Annotated in this window: 22 protein-coding genes; 6 read left to right on the top strand and 16 right to left on the bottom strand. The window is 39.4% G+C overall.

Annotated elements, in window-relative coordinates; all coding sequences use genetic code 11:
• Positions 1-200 precede the first annotated feature (200 nt).
• The 3 genes from trpD to R5R67_RS11935 are packed head-to-tail and all read left to right on the top strand — an operon-like array spanning position 201 to position 2771.
• The gene (trpD, locus tag R5R67_RS11925; protein WP_001982145.1) at positions 201-1250 is read left to right on the top strand and encodes an anthranilate phosphoribosyltransferase; all 1050 of its coding nucleotides are present in this window, start codon (positions 201-203) and stop codon (positions 1248-1250) included.
• Positions 1251-1259: 9 nt separating this feature from the next.
• Positions 1260-2066 (top strand): indole-3-glycerol phosphate synthase TrpC, encoded by an 807-nt coding sequence (trpC, locus tag R5R67_RS11930; RefSeq protein ID WP_000608305.1) that lies wholly within the window; start codon positions 1260-1262, stop codon positions 2064-2066.
• Positions 2067-2075: 9 nt separating this feature from the next.
• Positions 2076-2771, top strand: a complete 696-nt coding sequence (locus R5R67_RS11935; RefSeq protein WP_000066126.1) for a Smr/MutS family protein — start codon at positions 2076-2078, stop codon at positions 2769-2771.
• Positions 2772-2781: 10 nt separating this feature from the next.
• On the opposite strand, the gene xdhC is transcribed toward R5R67_RS11935, so the two are convergent.
• From xdhC to xdhA, 3 genes are read right to left on the bottom strand one after another with little or no spacing between them, the layout of a single operon-like run.
• The gene (xdhC, locus tag R5R67_RS11940) at positions 2782-3765 is read right to left on the bottom strand and encodes a xanthine dehydrogenase accessory protein XdhC (RefSeq protein WP_001180528.1); all 984 of its coding nucleotides are present in this window, start codon (positions 3763-3765) and stop codon (positions 2782-2784) included.
• Positions 3766-3771: 6 nt separating this feature from the next.
• Positions 3772-6147, bottom strand: a complete 2376-nt coding sequence (xdhB, locus tag R5R67_RS11945; protein ID WP_009519537.1) for a xanthine dehydrogenase molybdopterin binding subunit — start codon at positions 6145-6147, stop codon at positions 3772-3774.
• Position 6148: 1 nt separating this feature from the next.
• Positions 6149-7648, bottom strand: coding sequence for a xanthine dehydrogenase small subunit (gene xdhA, locus R5R67_RS11950; RefSeq protein WP_000893679.1), 1500 nt, complete (start codon positions 7646-7648; stop codon positions 6149-6151).
• A 262-nt stretch (positions 7649-7910) separates the two neighbouring features.
• Between xdhA and folE the strand changes: the two genes are divergently transcribed.
• Together folE and R5R67_RS11960 are read left to right on the top strand one after the other, a co-directional pair.
• Complete coding sequence (gene folE, locus R5R67_RS11955; RefSeq protein WP_001187844.1) at positions 7911-8459, top strand: GTP cyclohydrolase I FolE; 549 nt, start codon at positions 7911-7913, stop codon at positions 8457-8459.
• Between the two features lie 161 nt (positions 8460-8620).
• On the top strand, positions 8621-9772 hold the full coding sequence (locus tag R5R67_RS11960) for an extended-spectrum class C beta-lactamase ADC-249 (protein ID WP_001211200.1): 1152 nt from the start codon (positions 8621-8623) through the stop codon (positions 9770-9772).
• Between the two features lie 65 nt (positions 9773-9837).
• Here R5R67_RS11960 and R5R67_RS11965 read toward each other — a convergent pair whose 3' ends face one another.
• The 4 genes from R5R67_RS11965 to hemE all read right to left on the bottom strand — a co-directional run bounded on the left by R5R67_RS11965 (position 9838) and on the right by hemE (position 14281).
• The gene (locus tag R5R67_RS11965; RefSeq protein ID WP_000055517.1) at positions 9838-11730 is read right to left on the bottom strand and encodes a DUF4105 domain-containing protein; all 1893 of its coding nucleotides are present in this window, start codon (positions 11728-11730) and stop codon (positions 9838-9840) included.
• A 61-nt stretch (positions 11731-11791) separates the two neighbouring features.
• The gene (locus tag R5R67_RS11970; RefSeq protein ID WP_000914200.1) at positions 11792-12262 is read right to left on the bottom strand and encodes a DUF3015 family protein; all 471 of its coding nucleotides are present in this window, start codon (positions 12260-12262) and stop codon (positions 11792-11794) included.
• Positions 12263-12406: 144 nt separating this feature from the next.
• Positions 12407-13201 (bottom strand): DUF817 family protein, encoded by a 795-nt coding sequence (locus tag R5R67_RS11975; RefSeq protein ID WP_001199671.1) that lies wholly within the window; start codon positions 13199-13201, stop codon positions 12407-12409.
• Between the two features lie 6 nt (positions 13202-13207).
• Complete coding sequence (gene hemE, locus R5R67_RS11980; RefSeq protein WP_000209397.1) at positions 13208-14281, bottom strand: uroporphyrinogen decarboxylase; 1074 nt, start codon at positions 14279-14281, stop codon at positions 13208-13210.
• A gap of 299 nt (positions 14282-14580) precedes the next feature.
• Here hemE and R5R67_RS11985 point away from each other — a divergent pair, with 299 nt between their 5' ends.
• Positions 14581-15828 (top strand): L,D-transpeptidase family protein, encoded by a 1248-nt coding sequence (locus tag R5R67_RS11985; protein WP_000498089.1) that lies wholly within the window; start codon positions 14581-14583, stop codon positions 15826-15828.
• A gap of 120 nt (positions 15829-15948) precedes the next feature.
• Here R5R67_RS11985 and basJ read toward each other — a convergent pair whose 3' ends face one another.
• The 9 genes from basJ to basE all read right to left on the bottom strand — a co-directional run bounded on the left by basJ (position 15949) and on the right by basE (position 26048).
• Positions 15949-17118 (bottom strand): acinetobactin biosynthesis isochorismate synthase BasJ, encoded by a 1170-nt coding sequence (gene basJ / locus R5R67_RS11990; RefSeq protein WP_000983826.1) that lies wholly within the window; start codon positions 17116-17118, stop codon positions 15949-15951.
• Between the two features lie 124 nt (positions 17119-17242).
• Entirely contained in the window at positions 17243-17998 is a 756-nt protein-coding gene (gene basI / locus R5R67_RS11995; protein ID WP_001093101.1) for an acinetobactin biosynthesis phosphopantetheinyl transferase BasI, read from the bottom strand.
• Positions 17999-18008: 10 nt separating this feature from the next.
• The gene (basH, locus tag R5R67_RS12000; RefSeq protein ID WP_002040594.1) at positions 18009-18743 is read right to left on the bottom strand and encodes an acinetobactin biosynthesis thioesterase BasH; all 735 of its coding nucleotides are present in this window, start codon (positions 18741-18743) and stop codon (positions 18009-18011) included.
• Between the two features lie 72 nt (positions 18744-18815).
• Positions 18816-20411, bottom strand: coding sequence for an acinetobactin export ABC transporter permease/ATP-binding subunit BarB (barB, locus tag R5R67_RS12005; RefSeq protein ID WP_001095750.1), 1596 nt, complete (start codon positions 20409-20411; stop codon positions 18816-18818).
• Positions 20408-22018 (bottom strand): acinetobactin export ABC transporter permease/ATP-binding subunit BarA, encoded by a 1611-nt coding sequence (barA, locus tag R5R67_RS12010; protein ID WP_001281553.1) that lies wholly within the window; start codon positions 22016-22018, stop codon positions 20408-20410. The genes barB and barA overlap by 4 nt, the downstream gene beginning before the upstream one ends.
• Positions 22011-22166, bottom strand: a complete 156-nt coding sequence (locus tag R5R67_RS12015) for a hypothetical protein (RefSeq protein WP_001176141.1) — start codon at positions 22164-22166, stop codon at positions 22011-22013. The genes barA and R5R67_RS12015 overlap by 8 nt, the downstream gene beginning before the upstream one ends.
• Before the next feature lie 97 nt (positions 22167-22263).
• Positions 22264-23415 carry an acinetobactin biosynthesis histidine decarboxylase BasG gene (gene basG / locus R5R67_RS12020; RefSeq protein WP_000603880.1) on the bottom strand — a complete coding sequence of 384 codons (1152 nt, stop codon included), beginning with the start codon at positions 23413-23415 and terminating at the stop codon, positions 22264-22266.
• A 117-nt stretch (positions 23416-23532) separates the two neighbouring features.
• Positions 23533-24402 (bottom strand): acinetobactin biosynthesis bifunctional isochorismatase/aryl carrier protein BasF, encoded by an 870-nt coding sequence (basF, locus tag R5R67_RS12025; protein WP_001018265.1) that lies wholly within the window; start codon positions 24400-24402, stop codon positions 23533-23535.
• A 17-nt stretch (positions 24403-24419) separates the two neighbouring features.
• Complete coding sequence (gene basE / locus R5R67_RS12030) at positions 24420-26048, bottom strand: (2,3-dihydroxybenzoyl)adenylate synthase BasE (RefSeq protein ID WP_000744370.1); 1629 nt, start codon at positions 26046-26048, stop codon at positions 24420-24422.
• Positions 26049-26169: the final 121 nt, after the last annotated feature.

Here is a 26169-nt window from a genome sequence, read left to right on the forward strand (position 1 = left end):
AATAAATTCTGTTTATGACTCAACCCCATACCCTAACTGAGCAAAATTTTTAAAACTCTTATCGAACAGCAAAAATCTTTGGTTATTTTCTGCTAACATAGCCCCCTAGCTAGTGAATCATGGAACGCAATAGGCCGAACCTCCCGCACTCGATCAACTTCACCTAAAAATTTTAATCATTAATGCTGTAAATCATGACTATGAATATCCAACAGGCGCTCAACCACATTACCAAGAACATTCATTTGACTCAGCCTCAAATGGAAGAAATTATGCGCAGCATCATGCAAGGTGAGGCAACCGAAGCACAAATTGGTGCTTTAATGATGGGCCTACGCATGAAAGGTGAAAGCATTGACGAAATGACAGCGGCCGCACGTGTCATGCGTGAATTTGCGATCAAGATCGATGTGAGCGATATCAAACATTTAGTTGATATTGTGGGAACTGGCGGTGATGGACAAAATTTATTTAACGTCTCTACAGCGTCTAGCTTTGTGATTGCTGCAGCAGGTGCGACCATTGCAAAACATGGCAATCGTGGCGTTTCAAGTAAATCAGGTTCATCAGACCTACTTGAACAAGCAGGTATTCATCTTGATTTAGATATGCAACAAACCGAACGCTGTATCCGTGAAATGGGTGTAGGTTTCTTGTTTGCACCAAACCACCACAAAGCCATGAAATATGCTGCAGGCCCACGTCGTGAACTTGGTATTCGAAGTATTTTTAATTTACTCGGCCCACTGACCAACCCGGCTGGTGTAAAACGCTTTGTGATTGGTGTGTTTTCAGATGAACTGTGCCGCCCAATTGCCGAAGTGATGAAACAACTTGGTGCCGAACATGTCATGGTTGTCCATTCAAAAGATGGTCTTGATGAAATCAGTCTTGCAGCTCCGACAACTATTGCTGAGCTTAAAGACGGTGAAATTACGGAATGGACCCTTAATCCTGAAGATGTCGGAATTGAGTCACAAACATTAAATGGTTTGGTTGTCGCAGATGCAACGGCGAGTCTAAAGCTTATTAAAGATGCTTTAAGCAAAAATAAATCTGATATTGGTGAAAAAGCTGCAAACATGATTGCGCTTAATGCAGGCGCAGGTATTTATGTAGCGGGCATTACCAAGACTTATGCTCAGGCTGTTGCATTCGCTCAAGATATTATTTACGGCGGGCAAGCATTAGAGAAAATGAGTGTTTTAGCTGAATTTACTAAAACATTAAAACAATCTCAGGCAGATTAAGGACTTCTCATGATTAATATTCAAAATACCATTTTAGGTAAAATTGTTGACCGTAAACATGAGGAACTTGCTGCGCGTTTAAAACAACGTAATTTGCAAGACGTAGAAGAACTTGCAAAAGCAGCGACTCCGGTGCGTGGCTTTGCAAATGCTTTACAACATAAACGTCCGGGCGTGATTGCTGAAATTAAAAAAGCATCTCCATCAAAAGGAATCATTCGCGCAGACTTTAACCCTGCCGAAATTGCTCAGCAATATGAACAAGCTGGAGCAGCATGTTTATCGGTATTGACCGATGTTGATTTCTTTCAGGGTGCAGATGAAAATATTGCGATTGCTCGTCATCATTGTGCCCTACCTGCTTTACGTAAAGACTTTTTGGTCGACCCGTACAATGTAGTTGAAGCACGTGCTTTGCATGCTGACTGTATTTTATTAATTGTTGCTTGTTTGTCTGACCAGCAACTCGAAGAAATGTCTAAAACTGCGTTTGAGCATCAACTTGATGTATTGGTTGAAGTTCATGACGAAGAAGAGTTAGAGCGTGCCTTAAAGCTTTCTGAGCAATGTCTATTAGGCGTGAATAACCGCAATTTAAAAACCTTTGATGTAGATTTAAATACTACTATTCGGTTGAAAAAATTACTTCCGGCCTCACGTTTATTGATCACTGAAAGTGGTATTGCGACACCAGATGATGTACGTATGATGCAAGAGCATGATATTCACAGTTTCTTGGTTGGTGAAAGTTTTATGAAACAACCACGTCCAGATCAAGCTTTTACTGCCCTTTTTGGACAACCTCAAACGGTTTAATGAAGATATATGAGTAATAAAGATTCATCGCTTTCTAAAGAGCAACAAAAGTTATTGAAGCAATTTAAAAAGCAAATCTCCAATCCTCATTCAAGCAAAATCGCAAATCAGCCTGAGTCTAAAAAATCTCAGGCTGAGTCTGAAGAATTGGAAGACACACATCTATTTAAGCAGGCTGTTGCAGGCGTTAAACCCATCAACAATAGTAATATTGCCGATGTAAAAACCCCACGTGCCAAAAAAGTTGATGCACAAACTCTGGCGAAACGTGCAGCTGCCGAAGGTGGTCGTGATACCGAACATGCCGAGCTATCAGATACACAAGCTGCTTTAAATCCGGTCGCAAGCCAAGCAACGTTAAGCTATCGCATTGCGACTCTTCAACATAAGGTTTTTGAAGACTTAAAAGCAGGCAAGATGCGTTGGTTTGAAGCTGTAGATTTACACGGCTGTACCATTGAACAAGCACGTGACGCAGTTTTACAAATCATCCAGATGGCAAAAGATGAAAATCAAAATGTCATTAAAATTGTGCATGGTAAAGGCCCAGAAGCGGTCTTAAAAACCTATGTCAATGGATGGCTACGCCAACATCGTGATGTTTTGGCATTTGTAAGTGCCCCTGAAAACCAAGGTGGCACAGGTGCTGTTCTCGTACTGCTTAAACGTGCAGAAAAAAATCCAAAATTTGAACAAAAAAAATGATCCTTTGGGATCATTTTTTTACATCAAATACCTGTAATAATTGAGCAACTACTGCAATGGCAATCATTGCAGGTTGTTTTGATGAAATCCCGTCTATCCCGATCGGACAAACCAAACGTTGTAATGTTTCCGAAGTATAACCTCGCACCTGCATACGTTTTTCAAAAATGGCCCTTTTACTTTTTGAGCCAATCATCCCAACATAAGCAAATGGTTTTGCTGTAGGTTTTAAGGCTGTAAAACACAGTTGCAGATCTAGTTGATGATCGTGCGTTAAAATTAAAACTGCACCTGAACGGTCAAAATGTTCGATCTCGGCGTCTAAGGTATCAGTTGTTATACAGTACGCCTGTTCCAGTAAATCGGATGGGAAAATATCATCACGCGGATCAATCCATTTCACCCTCACACCAATAGGCAATAAACAACGGACAATTGCTTCACCCACATACCCCGCGCCACAAATCAGCACTTGCATGGCATTTGATTGAATCTGCTGGCCAAATTGCCATTCTTCACCGCTGCCAGAATGAAACTCGAAACTTGGTTGTTGTTCCATATCCATAGTCTGCCAAGTGGATGCATATTGATGTGAGACGTTACGCCATATATGCTTTCCAGCTCGCCATGCTGGCAAACTCCCAGATAAATCCGACGCAATTTCAGCGGGTGATATTTTTTCAAACAATAACCACATCACTCCGCCACAACACTGCCCCAACCGGGCACTGAGGTTAAAGCGTTCAATACGCCTCACGCAAGTTTCCGATTCTTTTAACATTGCTTTAGCAATATCAATCGCCTGAAACTCTAAATGCCCACCACCGATCGTATCTGACTGCTGCCATTGCTGTTGCAAATTAAATCGCAACAACATCGTTGCACCAACCTCTCGTGGTGTTGAACCATCAGCACGGACCACTGTGACTAATACCATAGGCAATGCATCGGCTTGCCACGCTACAAAATCAGTCCACCATTGTAAATTTTGCATAATCTTCTACATTTTAGCCTGTGGGCGAGCAGCCAAAGCTTGTCCCCGTCCAATCGCAATTGCACGTAAAATTTCCTCGGCAGTTGCCGGAGCATTGAGTACGAGCGGTGCATTTTCTGGAATAGCCGCCTGTACTGCCTGACGAATTGCAGAGAAAACCGATAATGCCAACATAAATGGCGGTTCACCTACCGCTTTAGAGCGATAGATAGTGTCTGCCTGGTTTTGATTATTAAACAGTTTGACATTAAAAATATGAGGAATGTCCACACTGGTCGGGATTTTGTAAGTTGAAGGTGCATGGGTAAACAAACGGCCTGCGTGTGGCCCCTGCGGCTGCCAATACAACTCTTCTGTCGTGAGCCATCCCATCCCTTGCACAAACCCGCCTTCAATTTGTCCAATATCAATTGCAGGGTTAATTGACCACCCGACGTCATGCAAAATGTCGGCACGTAATACTTTCATTTCTCCAGTTAAGGTATCTATTGCGACCTCACTAACCGCTGCACCATAGGCATAATAGAAAAATGGACGCCCCAAATGGTTGACCTGATCATAGTGAATTTCTGGCGTTTTATAAAAACCGCTGTCCCATAGTTGTACACGTGCCATATATGCCCGTTGAACCAAGTCAGGAAATGTCCATGAATGACCATTCGCTGTTGTGACCATACTATCTTCAAACTGGACTTGGTCAGCTTCACTTTGACTTATTTCGGCTGCAAGTTTTGCCAGACGCTCACGAATTTTAATACAGGCATTTTGAACAGCTTTACCATTTAAATCTGCTCCACTCGATGCTGCAGTTGCCGAAGTATTGGGCACACGAGAAGTATCGGTTGCAATTAAACGAACGCTATCGATGGGTAAACCCAACTCATGTGCAGCAACCTGACGTACTTTGGTATATAGCCCCTGTCCCATTTCTGTACCACCGTGCGTAATCGCAACAGTGCCATCCATATACACGTAGACCAGTGCACCCGCCTGATTGTAATGCACAGCGTTAAATGAAATACCAAACATTAATGGGGTTAACGCAATACCACGCTTAATGATGTCATTGTTCTGATTAAAGGCATGAATAGTCTGTCTACGCTTCGCGTAATCACTACTTTGCAATAGTTCGGCTACCAATTTTGGCGCAACATTATCACGGACTTCTGCCCCATAGTGCATACGGTCACGTCCCCCACCGGGCTGCTCGGCAAAGAAATTGCGCCGACGAATTTCAACCGGATCGCAACCTAAATAACGAGCAATGTCATCAATAATATTTTCAATGACAAACATACCTTGCGGTCCACCAAAACCACGATATGCCGTATTGGAAACAGTATTAGTTTTACAACGCAAGTTACGTAGCTCAACTGCATTTAGATAATAGGCATTGCCAATATGGCAAATCGCACGTTCATTCACTGGCCCGGAAAGATCAGCCGAAAAACCACAGTTTGAAGCCAGTTGTACCTTTAAGCCTTGCAAAACACCACTGTCATCAAAAGCCACAGACCACTCATAAGCAAAACCGTGACGTTTGCCTGTAGCACTCATGTCATCATCACGATCCAAGCGTAATTTACATGGACGACCTGTTTTTTTCGCTGCCAAAGATGCAATGCATGCCCACTGCGCTGACTGTGACTCTTTACCACCAAAACCACCACCCATACGGCGGCTTTCCACACTGACCTGATGCATATTCATGCCTAATGCATGACAAATCAGTAACTGCATTTCGGTTGGATGTTGTGTCGAGCAATAGACTTTTAAGCTCTGATTTTCTTGTGGAATCGCATAGGAAATTTGCCCTTCAAGATAAAAATGCTCTTGCCCACCCAGCTCAATAGCACCTGAAAGTTGATGTGCTGCGTTTTGAAATGCCTGCTCAACTTCACCATGGCTAAATTCAACAGGCGGCAACACCCACGATTCTTTTTTAATCGCATCTTGAATCGTTAAAATTGGGGTTTCGGGCACATACTCAATTTTTGCTAAGCGAACTGCCTGACGGGCTTGCTGATAACTCTCGGCCACAACCACAAACAAGGCTTGTCCATAAAACTCAACCTGTTCCTCGGCAAAAATTGGATCATCTTTAACAATTGGCCCCCAATTATTTTCAACCTCAATATCTTTTGCAGAAAAAACTGCATGGACGCCATCGGCCTGACGTACTGCATCCAAATCAAACTTACTGATTTTGCCTTTGGCACAACTTGAAAATCCAACTGCCAAATGCAGTGTATTTTCAAGCTCGGGTAAATCATCAATATAAGTTGCCTGCCCCGTCACATGTAAATGTGCACTTTCGTGTGGAATCGAGTCGCCTGCTTTAGCTGATTTTTTAGAAATATTTAAGTCAATGGTTTGATTCATATTAGATCTCCACCATAGCAATCAGGTCATTCACACGAGTGAGTGTTTGAGACAGGATTTTTTCTACATAAAAACGCTGTAAACAGTTTTTTGCGACGTGTAAACGATATGCCGAGCTAGCACGTCCATCATCTAAAGGCTGATAGTCTTGCGACAATGCCTGCTGCGCCTGAACGATCAATTCTGCTGTAATTTGCTGGCCTTCTAATATGGCTTCTGCATATTTTGCACGTTTGGGAATAGCTGCCATACCACCAAAAGCAATTCTTACATTGTGAGTGACATCATCATTATCTAACTCGCAAGAAATGGCTGCACATACCGCAGAAATATCTTGCTCAAAACGTTTGGCAATTTTATAGCTGGCAAATTTAAAACGTGTCTGCCCTTCGCGAAGCGGAATAACAATCGCCTCAACAAACTCACCAAGTTGTAATGCTGTTTTTTGATAGTCTAAATAAAAGTCTTCCAAAGCAATTTCACGAGTCTGCTCACCTACACGCAAAATCAATCGTGTACCTAGCGTAATTAATGCCGGCATTGAATCACCAATAGGCGAACCATTAGCAATATTTCCACCTAGTGTTCCTGCATTTTTAATCGGCATGGAAGCAAAACGGCGCTGTAATTCTTGAAAGTCGGGATAAAAATCTGAAATTTTAATGAGTGCATCGCTCAAACTTACATTTGCCCCAATCGTTAAAGTATGGTCTGTGACTACAATCTTTTTCAGCTCTTCAACTTGACCTATATAAAGCATATCGCCCAAATCACGGCCCTGCTTTGTTACCCACAAACCTACATCTGTGCTACCTGCAACAATACGTGCTTGTGGCAACTGTAAACGTAAAGTAGCAAAATCCTGCAAAGTCTTGGGTGCAAAAAATTGCTGCTTTTGATCATTCAAATGCAATGCAGGTAATGTTCTGATCTCTTTTAATACATCAATTACTTTTTGACGTTCTAATACAACACGTGGATAGTCATAAGCTTTTTGTGCTGCATCTAAAATAGGGCGATAGCCTGTACAGCGACATAAGTTTCCAGAAAGATAATCACTGATTTTATCTTTGCTTAGAGACTGTTGTTCATTTTCATACATTGACCATAACGACATGATAAAACCGGGTGTACAAAAACCGCATTGTGAACCATGCATATCGACCATCGCTTGTTGTACCGGATGAAGTGTGCCATCTGGTACTGGCAATAAGCTATGAAGGTCTTCTACTGTAAATAAGGCTTTACCATCTAAAGTCGGTAAAAACTGAATACACGCATTCACACTACGTAATTGCAGGTTGTCATTGACCAACTCACCAATCACTACTGTACATGCACCACAATCGCCCTCAGCACATCCCTCTTTTGTACCAGTCTCCCTAGTCTTACCAGTTTGAGTATATTCTCGCAGAAATTGTAAAACCGTCATTGTGGGTACTATATTTTCTACTTGCTGCTGACCACCACGGAAAAAGAAGGTGATTGGACGTTCTAACATGTTTTATCCTTATGCTTTATAATAATGCTTCTGTGCAAATATGATGCCATTAGGCGATCATTTAGAACTTATCAATATTAAGCGCACATTTCATGTCCAAACACTTGACTATTAACGATAAAAAACATGAAATTTATTCATCTTTTATCAAGCGTAAGGAAAAACCAAAATAAATATAGTGCGAGGATTTATGAACATCAGGTCATGTTTCTGATACAATGCCGAGCTTGTCTAATAGAGTAAATTTATACGTCTTATGTCAATGCAGCAATCGTACGCAAATATTCTGACTGCCGTCGGTGAAGACCTTAATCGTCCCGGCCTTAAAGATACGCCTGTGCGTGCGGCTAAAGCTTTTTCATATTTAACTTCTGGCTATAGTAAAACTTTAGAAGAAGTCACCAATAATGCTGTTTTCCCATCAGATAACCATGAAATGGTATTGGTGAAGAATATTGAATTTTATTCGCTCTGCGAACATCATCTTCTCCCATTCTATGGCCGTGTTCATGTTGCCTATTTACCAGAAGGCAAAGTTCTTGGCTTATCTAAATTTGCACGTATTACCGAGATGTTTGCTCGTCGTTTGCAAATTCAGGAGAACCTTACTCAGCAAATCGCTGAAGCTGTTGCAGAAGTCACTGGTGCTCGCGGTGTCGCTGTAGTCATCGATTCAGCACATATGTGTATGATGATGCGTGGTGTAGGTAAACAAGAATCTACCACCCGTACAGTTTCATTTGTCGGAGATTTTAAAACCGATAAAGAAGCGCGCCGTGAATTCTTAAGTGCAGTACCAGAAAGCTACTAATATAGTTTTTACTGCCTAAATAAAAGCCCGACAATGTTGGGCTTTTTTTATAGCTGAACGCGATAAACTTCAATCCAATCCTATAAAACATAACAATTAAATTAGGTGATTTTTGTTATAAAAGTAGGCATCTTTCTTTTTAAATAATTTATGAGCTAATCATGCGATTTAAAAAAATTTCTTGTCTACTTTTATCCCCGCTTTTTATTTTTAGTACCTCAATTTATGCGGACAATACACCAAAAGACCAAGAAATTAAAAAACTGGTAGATCAAAATTTTAAACCGTTATTAGAAAAATATGATGTGCCAGGTATGGCTGTGGGTGTTATTCAAAATAATAAAAAGTATGAAATGTATTATGGTCTTCAATCTGTTCAAGATAAAAAAGCCGTAAATAGCAGTACCATTTTTGAGCTAGGTTCTGTTAGTAAATTATTTACCGCGACAGCAGGTGGATATGCAAAAAATAAAGGAAAAATCTCTTTTGACGATACGCCTGGTAAATATTGGAAAGAGCTAAAAAATACACCGATTAACCAAGTTAACTTACTTCAACTCGCGACGTATACAAGTGGTAACCTTGCCTTGCAGTTCCCAGATGAAGTACAAACAGACCAACAAGTTTTAACTTTTTTCAAAGACTGGAAACCTAAAAACCCAATCGGTGAATACAGACAATATTCAAATCCAAGTATTGGCTTATTTGGAAAAGTTGTTGCTTTGTCTATGAATAAACCTTTCGATCAAGTCTTAGAAAAAACAATTTTTCCGGCCCTTGGCTTAAAACATAGCTATGTAAATGTACCTAAGACTCAAATGCAAAACTATGCTTTTGGCTATAACCAAGAAAATCAGCCGATTCGAGTTAACCCCGGCCCACTCGATGCCCCAGCATACGGCGTCAAATCGACACTACCCGACATGTTGAGTTTTATTCATGCCAACCTTAACCCACAGAAATATCCGGCAGATATTCAACGGGCAATTAATGAAACACATCAGGGTCACTATCAAGTAAATACCATGTATCAGGCACTCGGTTGGGAAGAGTTTTCTTATCCGGCAATGTTACAAACTTTACTAGACAGTAATTCAGAACAGATTGTGATGAAACCTAATAAAGTGACTGCTATTTCAAAAGAACCTTCAGTTAAGATGTACCATAAAACTGGCTCAACTAACGGTTTCGGAACGTATGTGGTGTTTATTCCTAAAGAAAATATTGGCTTAGTCATGTTAACCAATAAACGTATTCCAAATGAAGAGCGCATTAAAGCAGCGTATACAGTTTTAAATGCAATAAAGAAATAACCGTTTTAGCCAAAAACAAAAAGAGAAATGGATAATCTCATTTCTCTTTTTTATGCACTTATTCTTTAAAAGAACCAAACATATCCTAAGCTTGATTTCATCCAATCTAGATGATTTTGTTTTTCATAATCCCAATTAAAGCGAATGGCATTATTACTATTAATGGCATATTGCCACTGTGTATTTAGCCGTAAGTTCCATTGGTTTTGGTCTTCCCAATATGGCAGCTCAACTTGTACCACAGTATTAAATTTTTCAAACCACTGATTCATACATCCTAATGTCGGCCCTACTCCCACACGCCAGCCTTTATCTAAATTTGAACCCGCTTGGACATAAGTTTGTACCTGCCCATAGCAAATATGTTTGCGCTCATAATCTGCAAGACTGTAACCAACCTGAGCATTAAAACTCGCTACGCCATGCTGCTTTTCATCACTATAAACGCCGTCATGAACCGCTTCCTGACGCCAGCCTAAGTTAAATCCCCAAGTCAGCGGAGTTTTAAATGGTTGAATCGGGTTATAAGAGTTCACTTCTAACAGATCAAGATGTTCTAGTTTTAAATGATCATCTCGCCACTGTGCATTACCATTTAAAAATAATAATTGAGTACCGGCACGGTATCCGCCCTGCGGATCTATTAAGTCATGATAAGCCTGCCTATGACCTATCTCGATAAACTTGTCACCTTGCACCTCGCCCAGTTTTAGCGAGACATTACGTGCATTATGGCCTTGAGTCGGCTCGGTTGATGGTCTTTTAGGTTCTTGGCGCTGTTTGTCTAAATCAATCTGACTTCGTAGTGCTAAAAGCTGTCTAAGCTGTGGCTGAGCAAAGCTTTCTTCAACTTTGCGACCAATAAACTGTAGATATAAATCATCATAAGCCATCTCAAGAATTTTGGCCTGATCTGATGGGCTAAATGATTTAAGTGTTTCCGAAGACTCTTTAATTGGCTTCATTGCTAACTGATGAGCAACTTTAGCTAAAGATGCGCCATGCTGGTGAGCTTGGGCCAATAATTGAGTTTCTAAAGCAGGTCGATACACAGGAGCTTTAGTGAGTCCCTGTTGTTGCATCGCTTTAATGGTTTCCATTGGAATAGAAGCGTAGTTAAACTTTTCTTGTAGATGAGATTCAGGTTTAACTAAATCGACTAAGCCCAATAACCGATATGCACAGTTATCACTCACAAAGTAATAAGGGAAGCTTACATGTTGCATTTCCCAAATATGGCTCACCAAAAACCGCGTTTCTTCTGGAGATAGATTTAACTCATATTCCCACAAATCACGGCTCTCAAAATCACCATATTCTTTTACCTTACGATAGTAAGGCATAAGGGAGTATTCACCCGGATATTGCCCGGTTAAGCCTTTCCATGCATATGACCAGTTGTCATTGCCTGCCACAGTTGCTGCATAGTTTACGGCATAAGAAACGAGGTTTAACTGCTGTTGATCTTTAGGATCTAGACGCAATAAGGTATGGCCAAACATTGAGCTTGGATTACCCATAAAATCTGTGGCGTAAATTAGGGTCGCTTTATAAGGCTTAATCTGCCCAATCCAGTTTTCAAATTCTGAACATTTTACTTGCGGCAATTCATTTTCTTGAATGCCTAATTGCTGTATAAGCCACTGACTGCGTGCCGGAAATTTACAGCGAATTGACTGGTTATCTTGCGTAGGTATAAATAATGCCGAGATGTCTGCTTTCAGTTCTTCTTTTAAATTATTTTTACCATTTTCTGATAGAAAATAGCCAGCATAAGTGACCTCACTTTTCTGGTTTTTATTGGCATACATGAGCCTTTGCCATGTAATGTCTTGGTCTAATTTTTTTTGTTCTGCAATGGACCAGTAGTTTTGAATAGATGGATTTGTTTCTGCTGAATACGCAATATTCACTGCCAAAGAGGCAAAAATTAAAACAACCGATTTCATTAAGCTCATCAATTTTAATCATTAAATATAAGAAAAACCCTGCCAAATGACAGGGTTTTCAATTTCAAACTTATACGTAAGCTTTTAAAACTTCGTCTTTAGCCATTACGTTTTGTAATGATGCTAATACTTGAAGTGTGTTTTGGTTGTTTGTTGAATAGATTTCACCAAAGTTTGCTTTTGAAACTTTGAAGAAACGGTCTTTATCTTGTGGTTTGATTTGCATTAACTCAGCAAGTACATTCAGGCTTTCACCTTGGCCTACAGCCATGTCACGCGCTAAAGCTTCTGCATTTTCATTTGTGAAAGTAACAACTTGTGCTGTAACTGTTCCACCCTGACGGCAACCTAAAGTACCGAAAGTAATACCTAATAATTGGTTAGTAAAAATACCGTTTGTTGTTGCAGCAAGAATTTTAGGCACCACTCCTTTTTGGCCAGCCCATACTTGCGTACCCACACCACAACCTACATCGTTATCAGCCATAGCAACACTTGAACCAGCTGCTAACAAAGCAGCTAAAGCTAATTTTTTTAACATAGATGTATATCTCCAAAATCATTATTGATTGTTTCTTATGTATTGTTATGTGTAATTCTTATTACACGATATTAAAGATAGCGATAAGCCAATCATTTAGCAATTAAAAAATAAATAATATGATAAAAAGTGTAAAAGAAAAATTTATCTTAAATTCCAATTACCTTGATTATCTCGATGACCTAATATTTTAAGTACTAACACTAAACTCAAAAGCAATAATAAATACCATGATCCAAGTTTACCCCACCCCACCATATGCCAAGCCTCTACCTGACTTGGATAAAGCCAAATTTTATAAAAGGTACTAATATTTTCAGCAATCCAGATCAGAAAAGCGAGTGTAAACAATATAGGCAACATCGGGATTTTAAATTTATGCTCATTTAAGTGGAAATAAAGTTTTGTTTTCCAAAAAATAAAAACACTGATGGCAAATAAAATATAGCGAATATCGGGTACAAAAAATTTACTCATAAAGTTTATATATGAGAAAAATGCCAGTAAAAGCATACTTCCAAAACTCGGAAGTTTTTCAAATGAAACTTGTAGTAGACGTATTGAGCGTGCAAAAAAACTACCTACGGCAGAGTACATAAAGCCTGCAAATAAAGGCACAGTCAAAATTTTAAATACCGCAGGCTGCGGATATTGCCATGAAGCAATCGCAGGATGAGTCAAGAATATTTCCATGGCCATCGCCATGACATGAAATAAAGCAATAACTTTGGCTTCTGCCCATGATTCAAGTTTTAAATATAAGAGACATATCTGAATAATCAGTGCATATATGAGTAAATAATCATAACGATAAAAACCCATATATTCATGGCTTCCCATCGACGCAGTTAGGGCAAAAGCAATGAGAAGCAAAATACCAAACAAGGCTGCCGAAACAGCCTTGCCAATAAATTGAAGAGGTAAAAACAGATATTGCATAAAAAACTATCCTAGATATTTAGCACTATATTCATGTACCGTATCTACAAAGATTTTTGGCTGCGCCGGATCTACCCATTGGGTAATACCGTGCCCTAAGTTAGCAACATAACCGGTCTTCTCACCGTTTGCATAAGCATCATCTAACATTGCTTTTACAGCTTTTTCAATTGAAGCCGCCGAACCATATAAAACAGCCGGGTCAAGGTTCCCTTGTAGGGCAACACGACCTGCCACCGTGGTTCGAGCCGTATTTAATGGTGTCGTCCAGTCCAGCCCTAATGCATCGGCACCTGTCGTGATCATTGGTTCTAACCATTGACCGCCACCTTTAGTGAACACAATCACTGGAATACGGCGTCCATCTTTTTCACGTTGTAAGCCCGCGATAATCTTCTTCATATAGTTAAGAGAGAACTCTACATATTCACGGTGTGCTAAAGCCCCACCCCAACTATCAAAGATTTGAATTGCCTGAGCGCCTGCATCAATTTGCGCATTTAAGTAATCAATGACTGAATCTGCTAAATGGTCGAGCAACGCATGCAAAACTTCTGGCTGCGCATACATCATTTGCTTGGTAAAACGGAACTCTTTGCTTGAACCGCCTTCAACCATATAAGTCGCCAGTGTCCAAGGACTACCCGAAAAACCAATCAGTGGAACTTGTCCACCTAAAGCAGAACGAATCGTACTTACTGCGTTCATGACATAATCAAGATCGGCTTTAGCATTAAGCTTAGGTAAGTTAGCCACATCTTGTTCAGTACGTACCGTTTTATGAAACTTCGGACCTTCTCCAGTTTCAAAATACAGTCCAAGTCCTAATGCGTCTGGAATAGTTAAAATATCTGAAAATAAAATTGCTGCGTCTAAATCGTAGCGACGCAAAGGCTGTAAAGTCACTTCACAAGCAAATTCTGTATTTTTGCATAAAGATAGAAAGTCACCAGCTTTTGAGCGTGTTTCCCGATATTCAGGCAAATAACGTCCTGCTTGGCGCATCATCCATATTGGAGTGGTATCTACAGGCTCACGTAATAAAGCACGTAAGAAACGATCATTTTTAAGTGTCGTCATTGCCGATCTCTATCTTTTTCATGTGGCAGCATCATAACAAAAGGTGAGTGTTTTTATAATTTCAATTTCACATAAAAAACTTGCCAATCTACTAAAAAATGCATATTTACACAAAAGTCTACTGCAAGAAGAAACGTTTTCTGCAATACTTGCAGCATGTTACATCGGGTTTATTTATATCCCTTCGAGTCTCAAATAAGCCAATATTAAATTCATAAGAATGAATGATTGGTGAGTTTATGGCCTAAAGGATCTGATTTTCCCTATTGCTTATATGAAAATTCTTAAGGTTGAATTACATGTTTGTTCGCTCATTACTCGCTATGAGTTTAAGTTGTATTATTGCTAATGTTGCTTTGGCTGCGTCAACAACTGAGCAACCACTGAACCCTAATAAAGTATCTGCTCCTGTAGAAGATCCGATTGATCCGCTTGCTGTAGATGCTGCTTCAACTGTAAAAGCTCAAGCTCAGACTCAGATTACTGCACAAGAACAAAATGACCTAAATAGAGCGTCAACAACATTACAAAATTTACAAAAAGCTGAAGACCAAAATGCTGATTCAGGTATTGCCGCTTCAACGCCAGTAGCTACGGCTAAAACCACAACAGCTACTGCGTCTACAGCAACTTCTGCGCCAGCGGTTACATGGACATTAGATAGCTTAAACAACGCTGAGTGGTATGAAAATATTGGCAAAGGCCAACTTCCAGTTTATGCACGCGCTCACGTTATGCTTAATAATGCACATGCTTCACCGGGTGCTATCGATGGCATGAGCGGTAAAAATACATTAAAAGCAATTGCATCTTTCCAGCAAATGAATGGTTTATCTCCTACTGGCGAGTTAACTAAAGAGACTTGGGATGCGCTTGTTGCTAAACAAAACAAACCAGCATTTATTGAATACACCATTACCGATGCCGATTTAAAAGGTCCTTACGCACAATCAATTCCTTCTGACTATGCTTTACAAGCAAAAATGAAAGGTTTGTACTACACACGCGTAAGTGAAATGTTGGGCGAGAAGTTTCATATTGATGAAGCCTTCTTAAAGAAAATTAACCCGACTGCGACATTCAAAAAAGTTGGTGAAAAAATCATTGTTCCAAATGTACGCAATGACTTACCAGAAGATATTCACTTGATTATTGCGCATAAAGGTGCAAAACAGTTGTATCTGTTTAACAGCCGTAATCAAATGATTGCGTCATTTCCTGCAACAATTGGCAGTACTGATACGCCATCTCCGACCGGTACTTACAAGGTAGTAGGTGTAGCACGTAACCCTTGGTACAGCTACTCTCCTTCTAACTTTGTACAAGGCAATAACTTAAAACCGCTTTCATTACCACCAGGTCCAAATGCTCCTGTAGGTAATATCTGGATTGGTTTAAGCAAAAAATCATTTGGTATTCACGGTACACCAAACCCGTCTTTAATTTCTAAAACTGCATCACACGGTTGTATCCGTTTAACGAACTGGGATGCTAACGATTTAGGTAATAAAGTACGTTCAGGCGTAACTGTTAAATTCTTAGAATAATCCTCTTAATTAAAAAAGCCTGCTTTATGCAGGCTTTTTTATTAAATTTTTTAGCATAGCCCCGTGGAATATGTAGTTATTGTTTTGGCTATAAAAATAAAACCAGCCTAGGTTTACTAATTACACAGCAATTTTTGTATTTAGAATATTTAACATGGTTTGCATTTTAGCTTCTGTTTCCAGCCATTCAGCTTCAGCATCTGACCCTTCAACAATCCCCGCACCAGCATATAAGCGCATTTTATTTTCACTGAGTAGACCACATCGAATTGTCACTACCCACTCACCATTACCCTCCGCATCCATCCAGCCGACTAACCCCGTGTAATAATGTCGGTCATAACCTTCATGATCTAAAATAAATTGCTTAGCAACATGAGTTGGTGAGCCACAAACTGCTGGTGTTGGATGTAATTCTAATGCAAGGTTTAAGGCATCGGGAGCCTGTTGTTTAAGCACACCTTGGAATTCTGATGATAAATGCAACATCGTTGAAGTTTCTAAAATATCTGGAAATTCAGAAACCTTAAGCTCTACACAATGAGTAGCTAAATTTCTAATAATATTTTCAACCACAATTCGATGTTCATGTTGGTCTTTCTCGGAATGATTTAATTCTTGTTGGCTGACGAAATTTTTTTCAGAAATTTTAGATTTAGGACGAGAGCCGGCCAAAGGATTACTGGTTACAATACGCCCTTGTTTTGACAAAAGCAGTTCAGGGCTTGCACCTAGGATATAATTATTATGTTCGACTGGAATCACAAAATTATAAGCATTTGGATTTTGTTTTAATAAAGCAGCCAATAGATTTTCAGGCTCTTGATGACGGTTAAACTCATATTCAACAGCCTGAGAGAGAACAACTTTTTCTACCTTCTTTTTCTCAAAAGCATCTAAAGCTAGCTGTACTGTACCTTCAAATTTTTGTCGTTGAATGAGTAATGATTTATTAATTATCTCAATGTTATTACGATTTTTTAATGAGTTAATCGTAGAAGATGCTTGTGTTATTTTTTTATGATTAGCATAAAAATTTAAGCTACTTTTCTTTGTAATATCAAAAGGTATAGCACCAATTAAAACTGGATTTTGATGGCCTTGCTTTTTAATCTCTTCAAAGCATTTTGCAATCTCTTCATTCAATAGTGTGGTATTTGCTGCAGGTGTATTTAACGTTTTAATAAATTCGCTCACCTCAAGATAATAATTCTTCGTAGAAAAACATGAAAATTTCTTTTGACCGATATGATCTAAATTTTGCTCTACTGATATTTGAGTCTGCATCATCTGTATATCACCTCTCACATTGATTTTTTTCAAGCAAATTCTGTAGTACTTCTTTTTAAATATAAGGATATAAAAATACTAAAACACACATTAATGCAAATGATTATTATTATCAATAACAAATTTAGTTTTCAATGCAAGAAATTGTAATTATCTCGTTATTTGTATGAAAAAAATAAACTTTAACCTCTAGAGTTATCCCGCTTAAACTTTCTTGTCTAAGGTAAAAATAAAGAAACGCGCCATCTAGTGCTTTAAGTTTTATATTTTTAAAATCAATAATTTGCTTATATTTTAAATAAAATGCCTTAATGATACTTTCTTTAGCGGAGAATATTATCAAATATAAATATGCTTGATCTTTTAGTAGCTTTTCAATTTCTTCTTGCTCGTTTTTATTGAGAAAAACATCATAAAATTCATCTTTCTTTTGAAAAAAAATATAATGTTTTTGAGACTCTATATCGATTCCAAATATTTTTTCTTTAGGTGTGTTATTTCTAGCATATGCGATGGCATAACATGATTTTTTTGATCCAACATGACTAATCCCCCCCATCACTCCTTCGGGCCATAGGGGTTCCCCATGTCTACCTTGATAGACAATAGAATCTTGTAAGTTAAAGCTTTGTAATGCATATTTTGCTGCTAAGCGCCCCGTCAAGAACTCTAATTGACGAATGAAGCGTGAGCTTTTTATATTCGGTGGAAGAAATATATTCAGCTCCTGATAGATATGATCAAGCTGAGGTATTTCTTTGATTTGGCTGAGCTGGACCTTATGTATATCTATCCCGAAAGCTGTTAGCTTTTCATATTGAATATTTATTTCATCCAGACATGAATTAGCCCCTCTACTTAGCTGCTTCTTCGTATTCATAGCATGGACTTTATTCAATATTCACGGTCAATGTTTCAACGATGGCAGCAATGTTTTCAAGCATCTTCACTCGAGTTTCGGGATTGAGAAAGTAGAAATGGTCCCCTTCAAACTCAATGCTTCCTAACCAATTTTCTGTGTGTTGTTGCCATGCATCCATCATTCTTTTGTTAGGAATATCAGGGTCCTGTTTGCCATAAAATGCAACGATCGGAACCTCAGTCTTATGAATCTTCTCGCCAAGTAATTGATCACTAAGATAGAAATCATTACGAATGATTTTGAGAAAGAATGTGAGTGCATCCTGATTATTTAAAATTTCATCAGGAAAATTATTGTATCGCTTTAATTCATCAATAATTTTTTCATCAGTTAGCTCATGCTTGTACCGCATATGTTGAATATAGTGATGCTCAGGTCGGCTACTTATAACAATTAATCTCAACTGATCAATTATGGTTTTTTCATTCAAATAATTGAGTACTTTCCAAATCAAGCTACCTCCTACACTATGTCCAAATAAAATGAAGGGTGTGTCTGAGTAAGCTTGTATTTCATTGGCAATTTGCATAGCCAATAGATCAGGATCATCAATCAATGGTTCATTTATTTTTATACCATGACCCGAATATTCAATAGGAATAATACGAATATTGTCAGAGATCTGCTTTTTCCATGGATGATAAATACTTGCGCTACTCCCCGCAGGCGGTAAACAGAACATATTATATTGATGTTTATTCACTTAAGAATTCTCCAAATATTAAGCATTTTTCTTTTATAAAAAATGCTTAAATCAGATTTCTGCGCTATTTTTTTAAACAGAAGTTGAAGCTAAATTGATAGTTTGAGTCGGTTGCCAAATAGCTGAATCACGATGTGTGACAAAAATAACCGTAGAAGAAAGAGCACGTATCGTTGTAACAATTTCCTGCTCAGTCTCTTCATCCAAGGCAGAGGTTGCTTCATCAAGTATTAAAATCGGCGCATTTTTGAGTAATGCTCGGGCAATTGCGACCCGCTGACGTTCACCACCAGACAATGCGGTGCCTTGTTTACCCACCGATTGATTAATTCCTTCTGAACTACGGTCAATCATTGCTCCTAATGCGGCATCTCTTGCAGCCTTTTCTATTTCATCATCAGTTGCATCAGATTTTCCTAAACGGATATTTTCAGCCAGTGTACCTGTGAACAAAATAGGTTCTTGTGTGACATAAGCGATATTCGAGACCAAATCTTCATATTTCATTTGATCAAGAGCTATACCACCTAGGGTAATTTTTCCTATTTGTGGATCATCAAACCGTGTAAGCAATTCAAGTAAAGTACTCTTACCACTACCACTTGGTCCGGTAACCCATACTCTGCTCCCCAATGCGATATCGAGAGATATATTTTCAAGTGCTGGCGCATAGCTAACGCCTTGTACCGAAATATGATGGCCAGTAGGAATTTGAGGGTGTAATGGCTCAGGCAACTCAGGTGGATGGGTGATCTGATTAAAGTTGCGTAGTGCAGCAAATAAATCATTGATATGCAACCCTGCAGTAGCAAGTTCACCTAACGGCGCTGCTGCACGTCCAATTAAGACGAGTAATGCCAATACCAAAGCAGCATGATTGACTCCAGCGATCACCAGATATGTTGCCATCCCAGCAATGGGTAAAACACTTGCTAAGGTTGCAATAAAACTTGCAAATGCAGCAGCATGGTTGATCCGTACTAATGTCTCTTCTTGCTCTTCCCAACGATGTTCCAGCCTTTGAACCGCACGTTCAGGACCGGCTGCTGTGCGTAATAACTCAACATGATCAACCAATTCCAACGTTGCTTGTGAAGCCGCTAAATCGGCAGTATTACGTTTTTTATCAATATGCATGAGTGCACGTTGTGCTAGGAATTGAGCAAATAAAGAGAGTAAAAGTAAGCCTAAAGCGACAAATGCTACGCCTGCTCCGGCAAGCAGGCCTATTCCTATTGTGAGAAACAAAGGCATAAAAGGCGCATGTAAAAAGGTTTGCAATTGATGAGCAGGGATACTCATAAACCCAGGAATGCCCTGTCCAGCAATTGTCTTAATCTGAGCACGCTGTTCATTGGTAAACCAAGAGAGCTTGGCACGAGCTAAAGATTTGCCTAACTCAGCAAATAAGTCTCCTGCTAAACGCACACCAGTAAGGAAGCCAGCACGAGTGACCACCACTGTCACTAATATTGCTGCAATTGCACTGATGAGAACCCAACTTGGAGGCCATTGATTGACAATTGCAAATGCCAATACGGTATATGCGATTGCTTCAATTGCTGCAACAATGATCCATCCGATACCAACAATAATTAATTTTTGTTTGGCCGCACGAGGAAGCATCGAAAAAATCTGATCTTTATTTAATTTAGCAGGAGTATTCATAAAGATTTCCCTGAGTCAGTTGGGCCTTGAAGCACTAACCTGTTGTCGGCATGAGCAGCTAAGGCAAGATCATGATTGACCATGACGATGGTTTTATTCTGGTTTTTAGCTAAGTCGCTTAACTCCAATATTATTTTTGTCGCATTGGTCTGGTCGAGTGCGCTCGTTGGCTCGTCTAATAAAATAATAGGAGCTGAGGATAAAAACGCACGCGCTATTCCTATGCGCTGTTTTTCACCGCCTGAAAGTAAAGTTGCATCTGCATTTAAATCTACTTTTAGTTGGGCCTTGAGTAATGCCTGCTCAAGTTGTGCATCATTTGCATTAACGGCAGATAAGGACAAGTTTTCTCTTACTGTGGTCGGTAATACATCTCCACCTTGTGGAATAAACAAAACCTTTTCATGCCTTAGTTTTTCATGTAATTGCAAAATATCTGTTTTTGCTAATTGAACGACACCTTCTTGCAATACGGCTAAACCAGCAAGTGCTCGCAGTAAGGTTGTTTTGCCAACTCCACTCGGCCCTGTAATTGCAGTCATTGAATTTTTTGGAAATGAATAACTTAATCGATCAAATACTTTTTGATTTTCAATTGCAAAGCTTGCATTAACTATTTCGAGGGTTACATCTCCCTCAATCTGTTGTAGATTGCCCGATGAGAGTACTGGCTCTTTTAAGAAAGCAGATAAACGACTAGCTGCAGCTCGCCCAGCAGCGACATAATCAAGACCATGCCCTAAACGTAGCGAAGGTGTCACGATGGCCAAACTAAAGAAAAGTGTTGCAGCCAAGGTCATGCTGTCGTATTGATAAGCTACAAAATAGGCTATGGCAAAGGTTGCAACAGCTTGTAGTAATGCAGTGGCAACAGCAGCGAGTGTTGCGACTTTACTCACCCAAGACACCATATTTTGAGTGAAATTTTGTGCTGATTGAGTATAGGCTGTTAAAGCACCTGATTGTTGCCCATATATTCGGTTATCACGAATGCCGCGCGCATAATCATCAGCAGAACCAATAATATCTAACATGACCTGCATACGCGCAGCGCCATCCCGTTTTGATACATGGGGAACAATAATTAAATAATAGAGTGAAGCAATTGCCCCAGGTAATAATACCCAAAGTGCCATCGGGCCAACCAACACAACTAATAAAACAATAGAAACTAAAGGGATTACAGCAAAAATCGCAATTTCCGACGGTAAATGTGCCACCATATGGTGTAAGGTTGCGATATCGTCTGAAACCAGTCGTTTTAAGTTTTGGTCACCCTGTTTTGATAGGGTTGTGTTAGGTAACCGAATTAAATGATGAGCAATTTGACGACGTAATCGTGCCGAAAATCCCGCCTCTGCATCATGCACTAACCATGAAGCCAGTGCTGCCAGAGCCGCCCCGACTATCCAAAAAACCGCTGAAAAGATCACCCAATAAGAAGATAAATAACCAATCAACTGAATCATGCCCCACAGGGCAGTTAAAATGGCTAAACCAGAAAATACGGCAGCAAGCGTTCCTACAAATAATTTAGGAAATGCTGGCTTGAGTGCAGGTGCCAAGGAAGAGTCTGTCATCAGATGAGATAACTTTAAATCAGACATGCTTATCTCTCTTTATATTCATAAAAAAAGCGGTACTTAAAATAAAATCTCGCTTCAATTGACCAGCAAGAATTGCCATTTTCGGCTTTAAAAAAGCAGGAATAAGAAAATCATATAAAAAGTATTTTTTTAAAAACTTTAATTGCATCAAAAACTTCCTAACCACCCTATCAAAATATTTTTAGATCATTTTCTAGACTGTAAAAATTAATATGGATTTGTCTAAATCATCTTGGTTGATATGACTAAAAGCCAACTGTACGTTTAGAAGCACCTTGTAAATCAAAAATAACGTCGTCAATTAAGCTATCAATCTGACGTGTATCTCGGTGATGTGCCGTAGTAATTAAATGAGCCATATTTCCAGAGGTTGCCAGATAATGCTTTTTCCAGATGTGCTCAGAAGGACACGGAAATACCACAGTAATTGAATTCGGATTTCGCCAAGCAGGAATGCCCACTGCCTGAAAGCGATCAACCGCGTACTGGGCCATTTTTAGGCAATGCTGAATTCTCTGTCGTCTTTGTAAATTAGTTTGGCTACGTATTGCCGCCCACATCAGCAAGACGGTATGACCATTACGAGAACCGCTAATGGTTTGATCACGTGTAGAGATATAGTCAACATCTACTGATATACGCTCTACATTTTGGCGTTTGGCCACAACAATGCCACACGGAATCGGTGAGCCAATCATTTTATGACCAGACACACAGATTGAGTCGATACCATGAGCAAAGGAAAACGCTTGAGGATGATCAACAAAAGGTAAAATCATGCCACTTAAGGCAGCATCGGCATGAATATAATAATCTCGGCGCATGATTCCGATTTGCGCTAAGCGCTCTTGAATCATTTCAATATCATCAATTGCACCGGTCATGGTCGTACCAATATTTGCAAAAATAATGGGGTGACTTTCTTTATTGGTTTTTATTTTATGGATTAAATCATCATAGTCGATTTCACCATTATCCAATGATTCGATCACACAAGATTTCATCTGCAATAATTTGGCGATTTTTCCCACCGAATAATGCGTATCTTTTGAGTAATATAATGTGGAATCAGAAAATAGCTCACGCGCCAGATAGCAGCCAAACATATTACCCTCTGTACCACCATTGGTCACATATCCCCAGCTTTCTTCAAAGGGAATTTGAAAAATTTCAGCAAAATACGCCATCACATCTTTTTCAAAGTCAAAAGAATTCAATGCGTAATTGCTATAGTCTTTCCAATCACCACAATTATTAATAGAGAATTTGAAAAAACGGAATAAAGCTGAATAATCAAAATCTGCAGATTCAGGATATCCAATATTGAAGTATTGATGTTTTAAACAGTAATTCCAGAATGTCTCTATTCTCTCTTGATCAGCAGGCGATAAAATCATTTTTTGCTCCGTTAATATGACGATTACAAGTCGTCTAAGGAGTCGCTATCAAAGATATAAATTTTATGTATAAATTTAGCGACCAGGATTTGTCGTATGCCTTATGATGGCAACCCTCTACCCTGCAATCCTTTGCCGTGCATCAACCAATGACCACCAATTTGATAAAGTGGGTGTGCGTCCTAATTCTTCAAAACTAATATTGATTCCCTGCGCTTTGAGTTCCGAAGAAAACTGCATAATTCGTAATGAGTCCAGTCCATAAAGAATCAGGTTCTCTTCTGGATCTAATCCATCTTCTTCAATAAGCTGCTGGACCTTTTGCTCTAGCCAAGGTCGTGTAATGCCTGTTGCCACCTGCCCCACTACAGATTCGGTATCCACAACTTGACCGCAACGTGAAGATACATATTTCAAAGCTAAGCGATGTTCTTCTTCTGAAAAATCGGCAACTGCATCTCCAACCAGAAAAGGTTGTATGTCACTCATAAAAGCTTCAATTGCCGTAACCATACAACCGATATGGGCATAGACACCGCCAATAATGAGCTGATCACGATTCCAGTTTTGCATTCTTTCAAGCAAATCCGAACGTTTAAACGCGCTATAACGCCATTTCGTTAAGACAATGTCATGTTCAGCAGGAGAAAGTTGATCAATAATTTTTTGCTGATCGATTGTTGAGGCTGGCAAACCCGGTCCCCACATGGCATTCAGTAATGCACGATCTGCCGCTGGCTGTTCATAAGGCTGTGCTGTATAGACAACAGGAACATTGTTCTGATGTGCCCAAGTTCTTAGTTGAACTAAATGATTAACAACCGTTTTAATTAATTCACTTTCAGCATCGTAAAAATTTAAAAAGTAACGCTGCATATCATGAATTAATAAAACTGCTCGAGAAGGATCTAATTGCCAGTCTGTTTTATTATTTGGATAACTCTCTCTTTCGGGCATGAGATAAGTAGAAATTTTTGAAATAGCCATATGCTGCTCAATATTTACTAAGATGTTGTAGATATATTTAAAATGCTGCGAAGTTGTTTTTTGTCCACCTTACCGACTGCGGTCAGTGGCAAACTTTCGATTAATTTGATCTGGTCTGGAAGTTTGTATTGTGCAATACCTAACTCCATGAGATGGCGTCTGAGCACAACAGCTTTAAGTTCAGGATTCCGAGAAACAATAAAGGCACAACTTTTTTCACCGAATTGTTCATCAACAATTGCAACCAAAGCTGCGTGCATAACTTCCGGATGTAAAAGAATAAGTTTTTCTATTTCTTCCGAAGCAATTTTTTCACCACCACGGTTAATTTGGTCTTTAATTCTTCCTACTACACGTAAATTGCCATCATGGGTACGCTGCACGAGATCGCCCGAATAGTAATAGTTGTCCTCATCAAAGACCTGTGAATTATGTTCAGGGCTTTGGTAATAACCACAAAAGGTATAAGGCCCCCGAGTCGCAAGCATTCCTACTTCACCTTCCGGAACTTCTCTATACTGCTCATCTACAATTTTGATTTCATCATCAGAACTGATAGGACGCCCTTGTGTCGTAAAGATTTGCTCGTCGGAGTCATCGAGTCTGGTGTAATTGACCAAGCCTTCGGCCATTCCAAATACTTGTTGTAATTTACAATTGAGGACTTCAGGAACTTGACGGGCTAAAGATTCAGGGAAACTTGCTCCACCTACTTGAAGCAACTTTAAAGACTGAATTTGATCTTTATATTGCGCGGCTTTTTCTAGCCACATAATGACAGCACTCGGCACTAAAGATGCCATATTGACTTGATGTCTTTGAATAATAGAAAAACAATTGAGCGGTTCAGGATTTGGTGCCATAACAACACATCCACCTGCATGTAAAACACCTAATGCACCAGGTGAGCTCAACATAAAGTTATGCGGAGCTGGCAGAGCACATAATAACCGGGTATTTGAGTTTAAACCGCAAATCTCGGCACTGGCTCGCACACTATAGTCATAGTCATTATGCGTGCGTGGAATAAGTTTTGGTGTTCCCGTACTTCCACCTGACAACTGAAAGAAAGCAACTTCATCAGCAGGTGTAGATGAAAAATCGACAAAGGTCTCTACTGGTGTTTCAATCCAGTCTAATAATCCAAAATCGGTAGCTTGATGATTGAACATCAAAATAATTTCAGGACTTAAATTTACTTCATGAAGTGAGTCAATAAATTGATTATTGCTAAAGACTTCATGCTGACGCGAACCAATTAAAAGCTTAGGTTGAATCTGTTTAATGAAGGCATTTAGTTCATATTGGCGATGGCTATATAGCGCATTGAGCATAACCACGCCTGCTTTAAGCAAGGCAAAAAAGACAATATAAAACTCCGCAACATTGGGAAGTTGTACTAAAGCAGTATCACCCTTGCCCAAGCCTTTTTCAGCTAGTCGAGAAGCTAAATTTGTTGATAGCCGATCCAGCTCGATATAACTCAACTGACGTTCACCACAAATAATTGCCGGCGAATGCGGATGCGATTGAACCCCTACCGTTAAAATGCGCGTCAAAGGTTGGTCAATCCAATAACCTTTATTTCGATAGTGTTGCGCTCTCTCGGGAGACCAGCGAACAAACTCAATCAACTGTTTTTTCATGACATTCTAAATATTCAATTTAATTTAATGGTTATCAAGCTATTGATTCTTGGTAAATTTTCTTACATCTCGGCATAAATATTTAATTTGAATACCGACTAAAGAAAACTCTTAAGACGGA

Source organism: Acinetobacter sp. OYA S30, from assembly GCF_033599315.1.
GTDB classification, from domain to species: Bacteria; Pseudomonadota; Gammaproteobacteria; order Pseudomonadales; family Moraxellaceae; genus Acinetobacter; species Acinetobacter baumannii.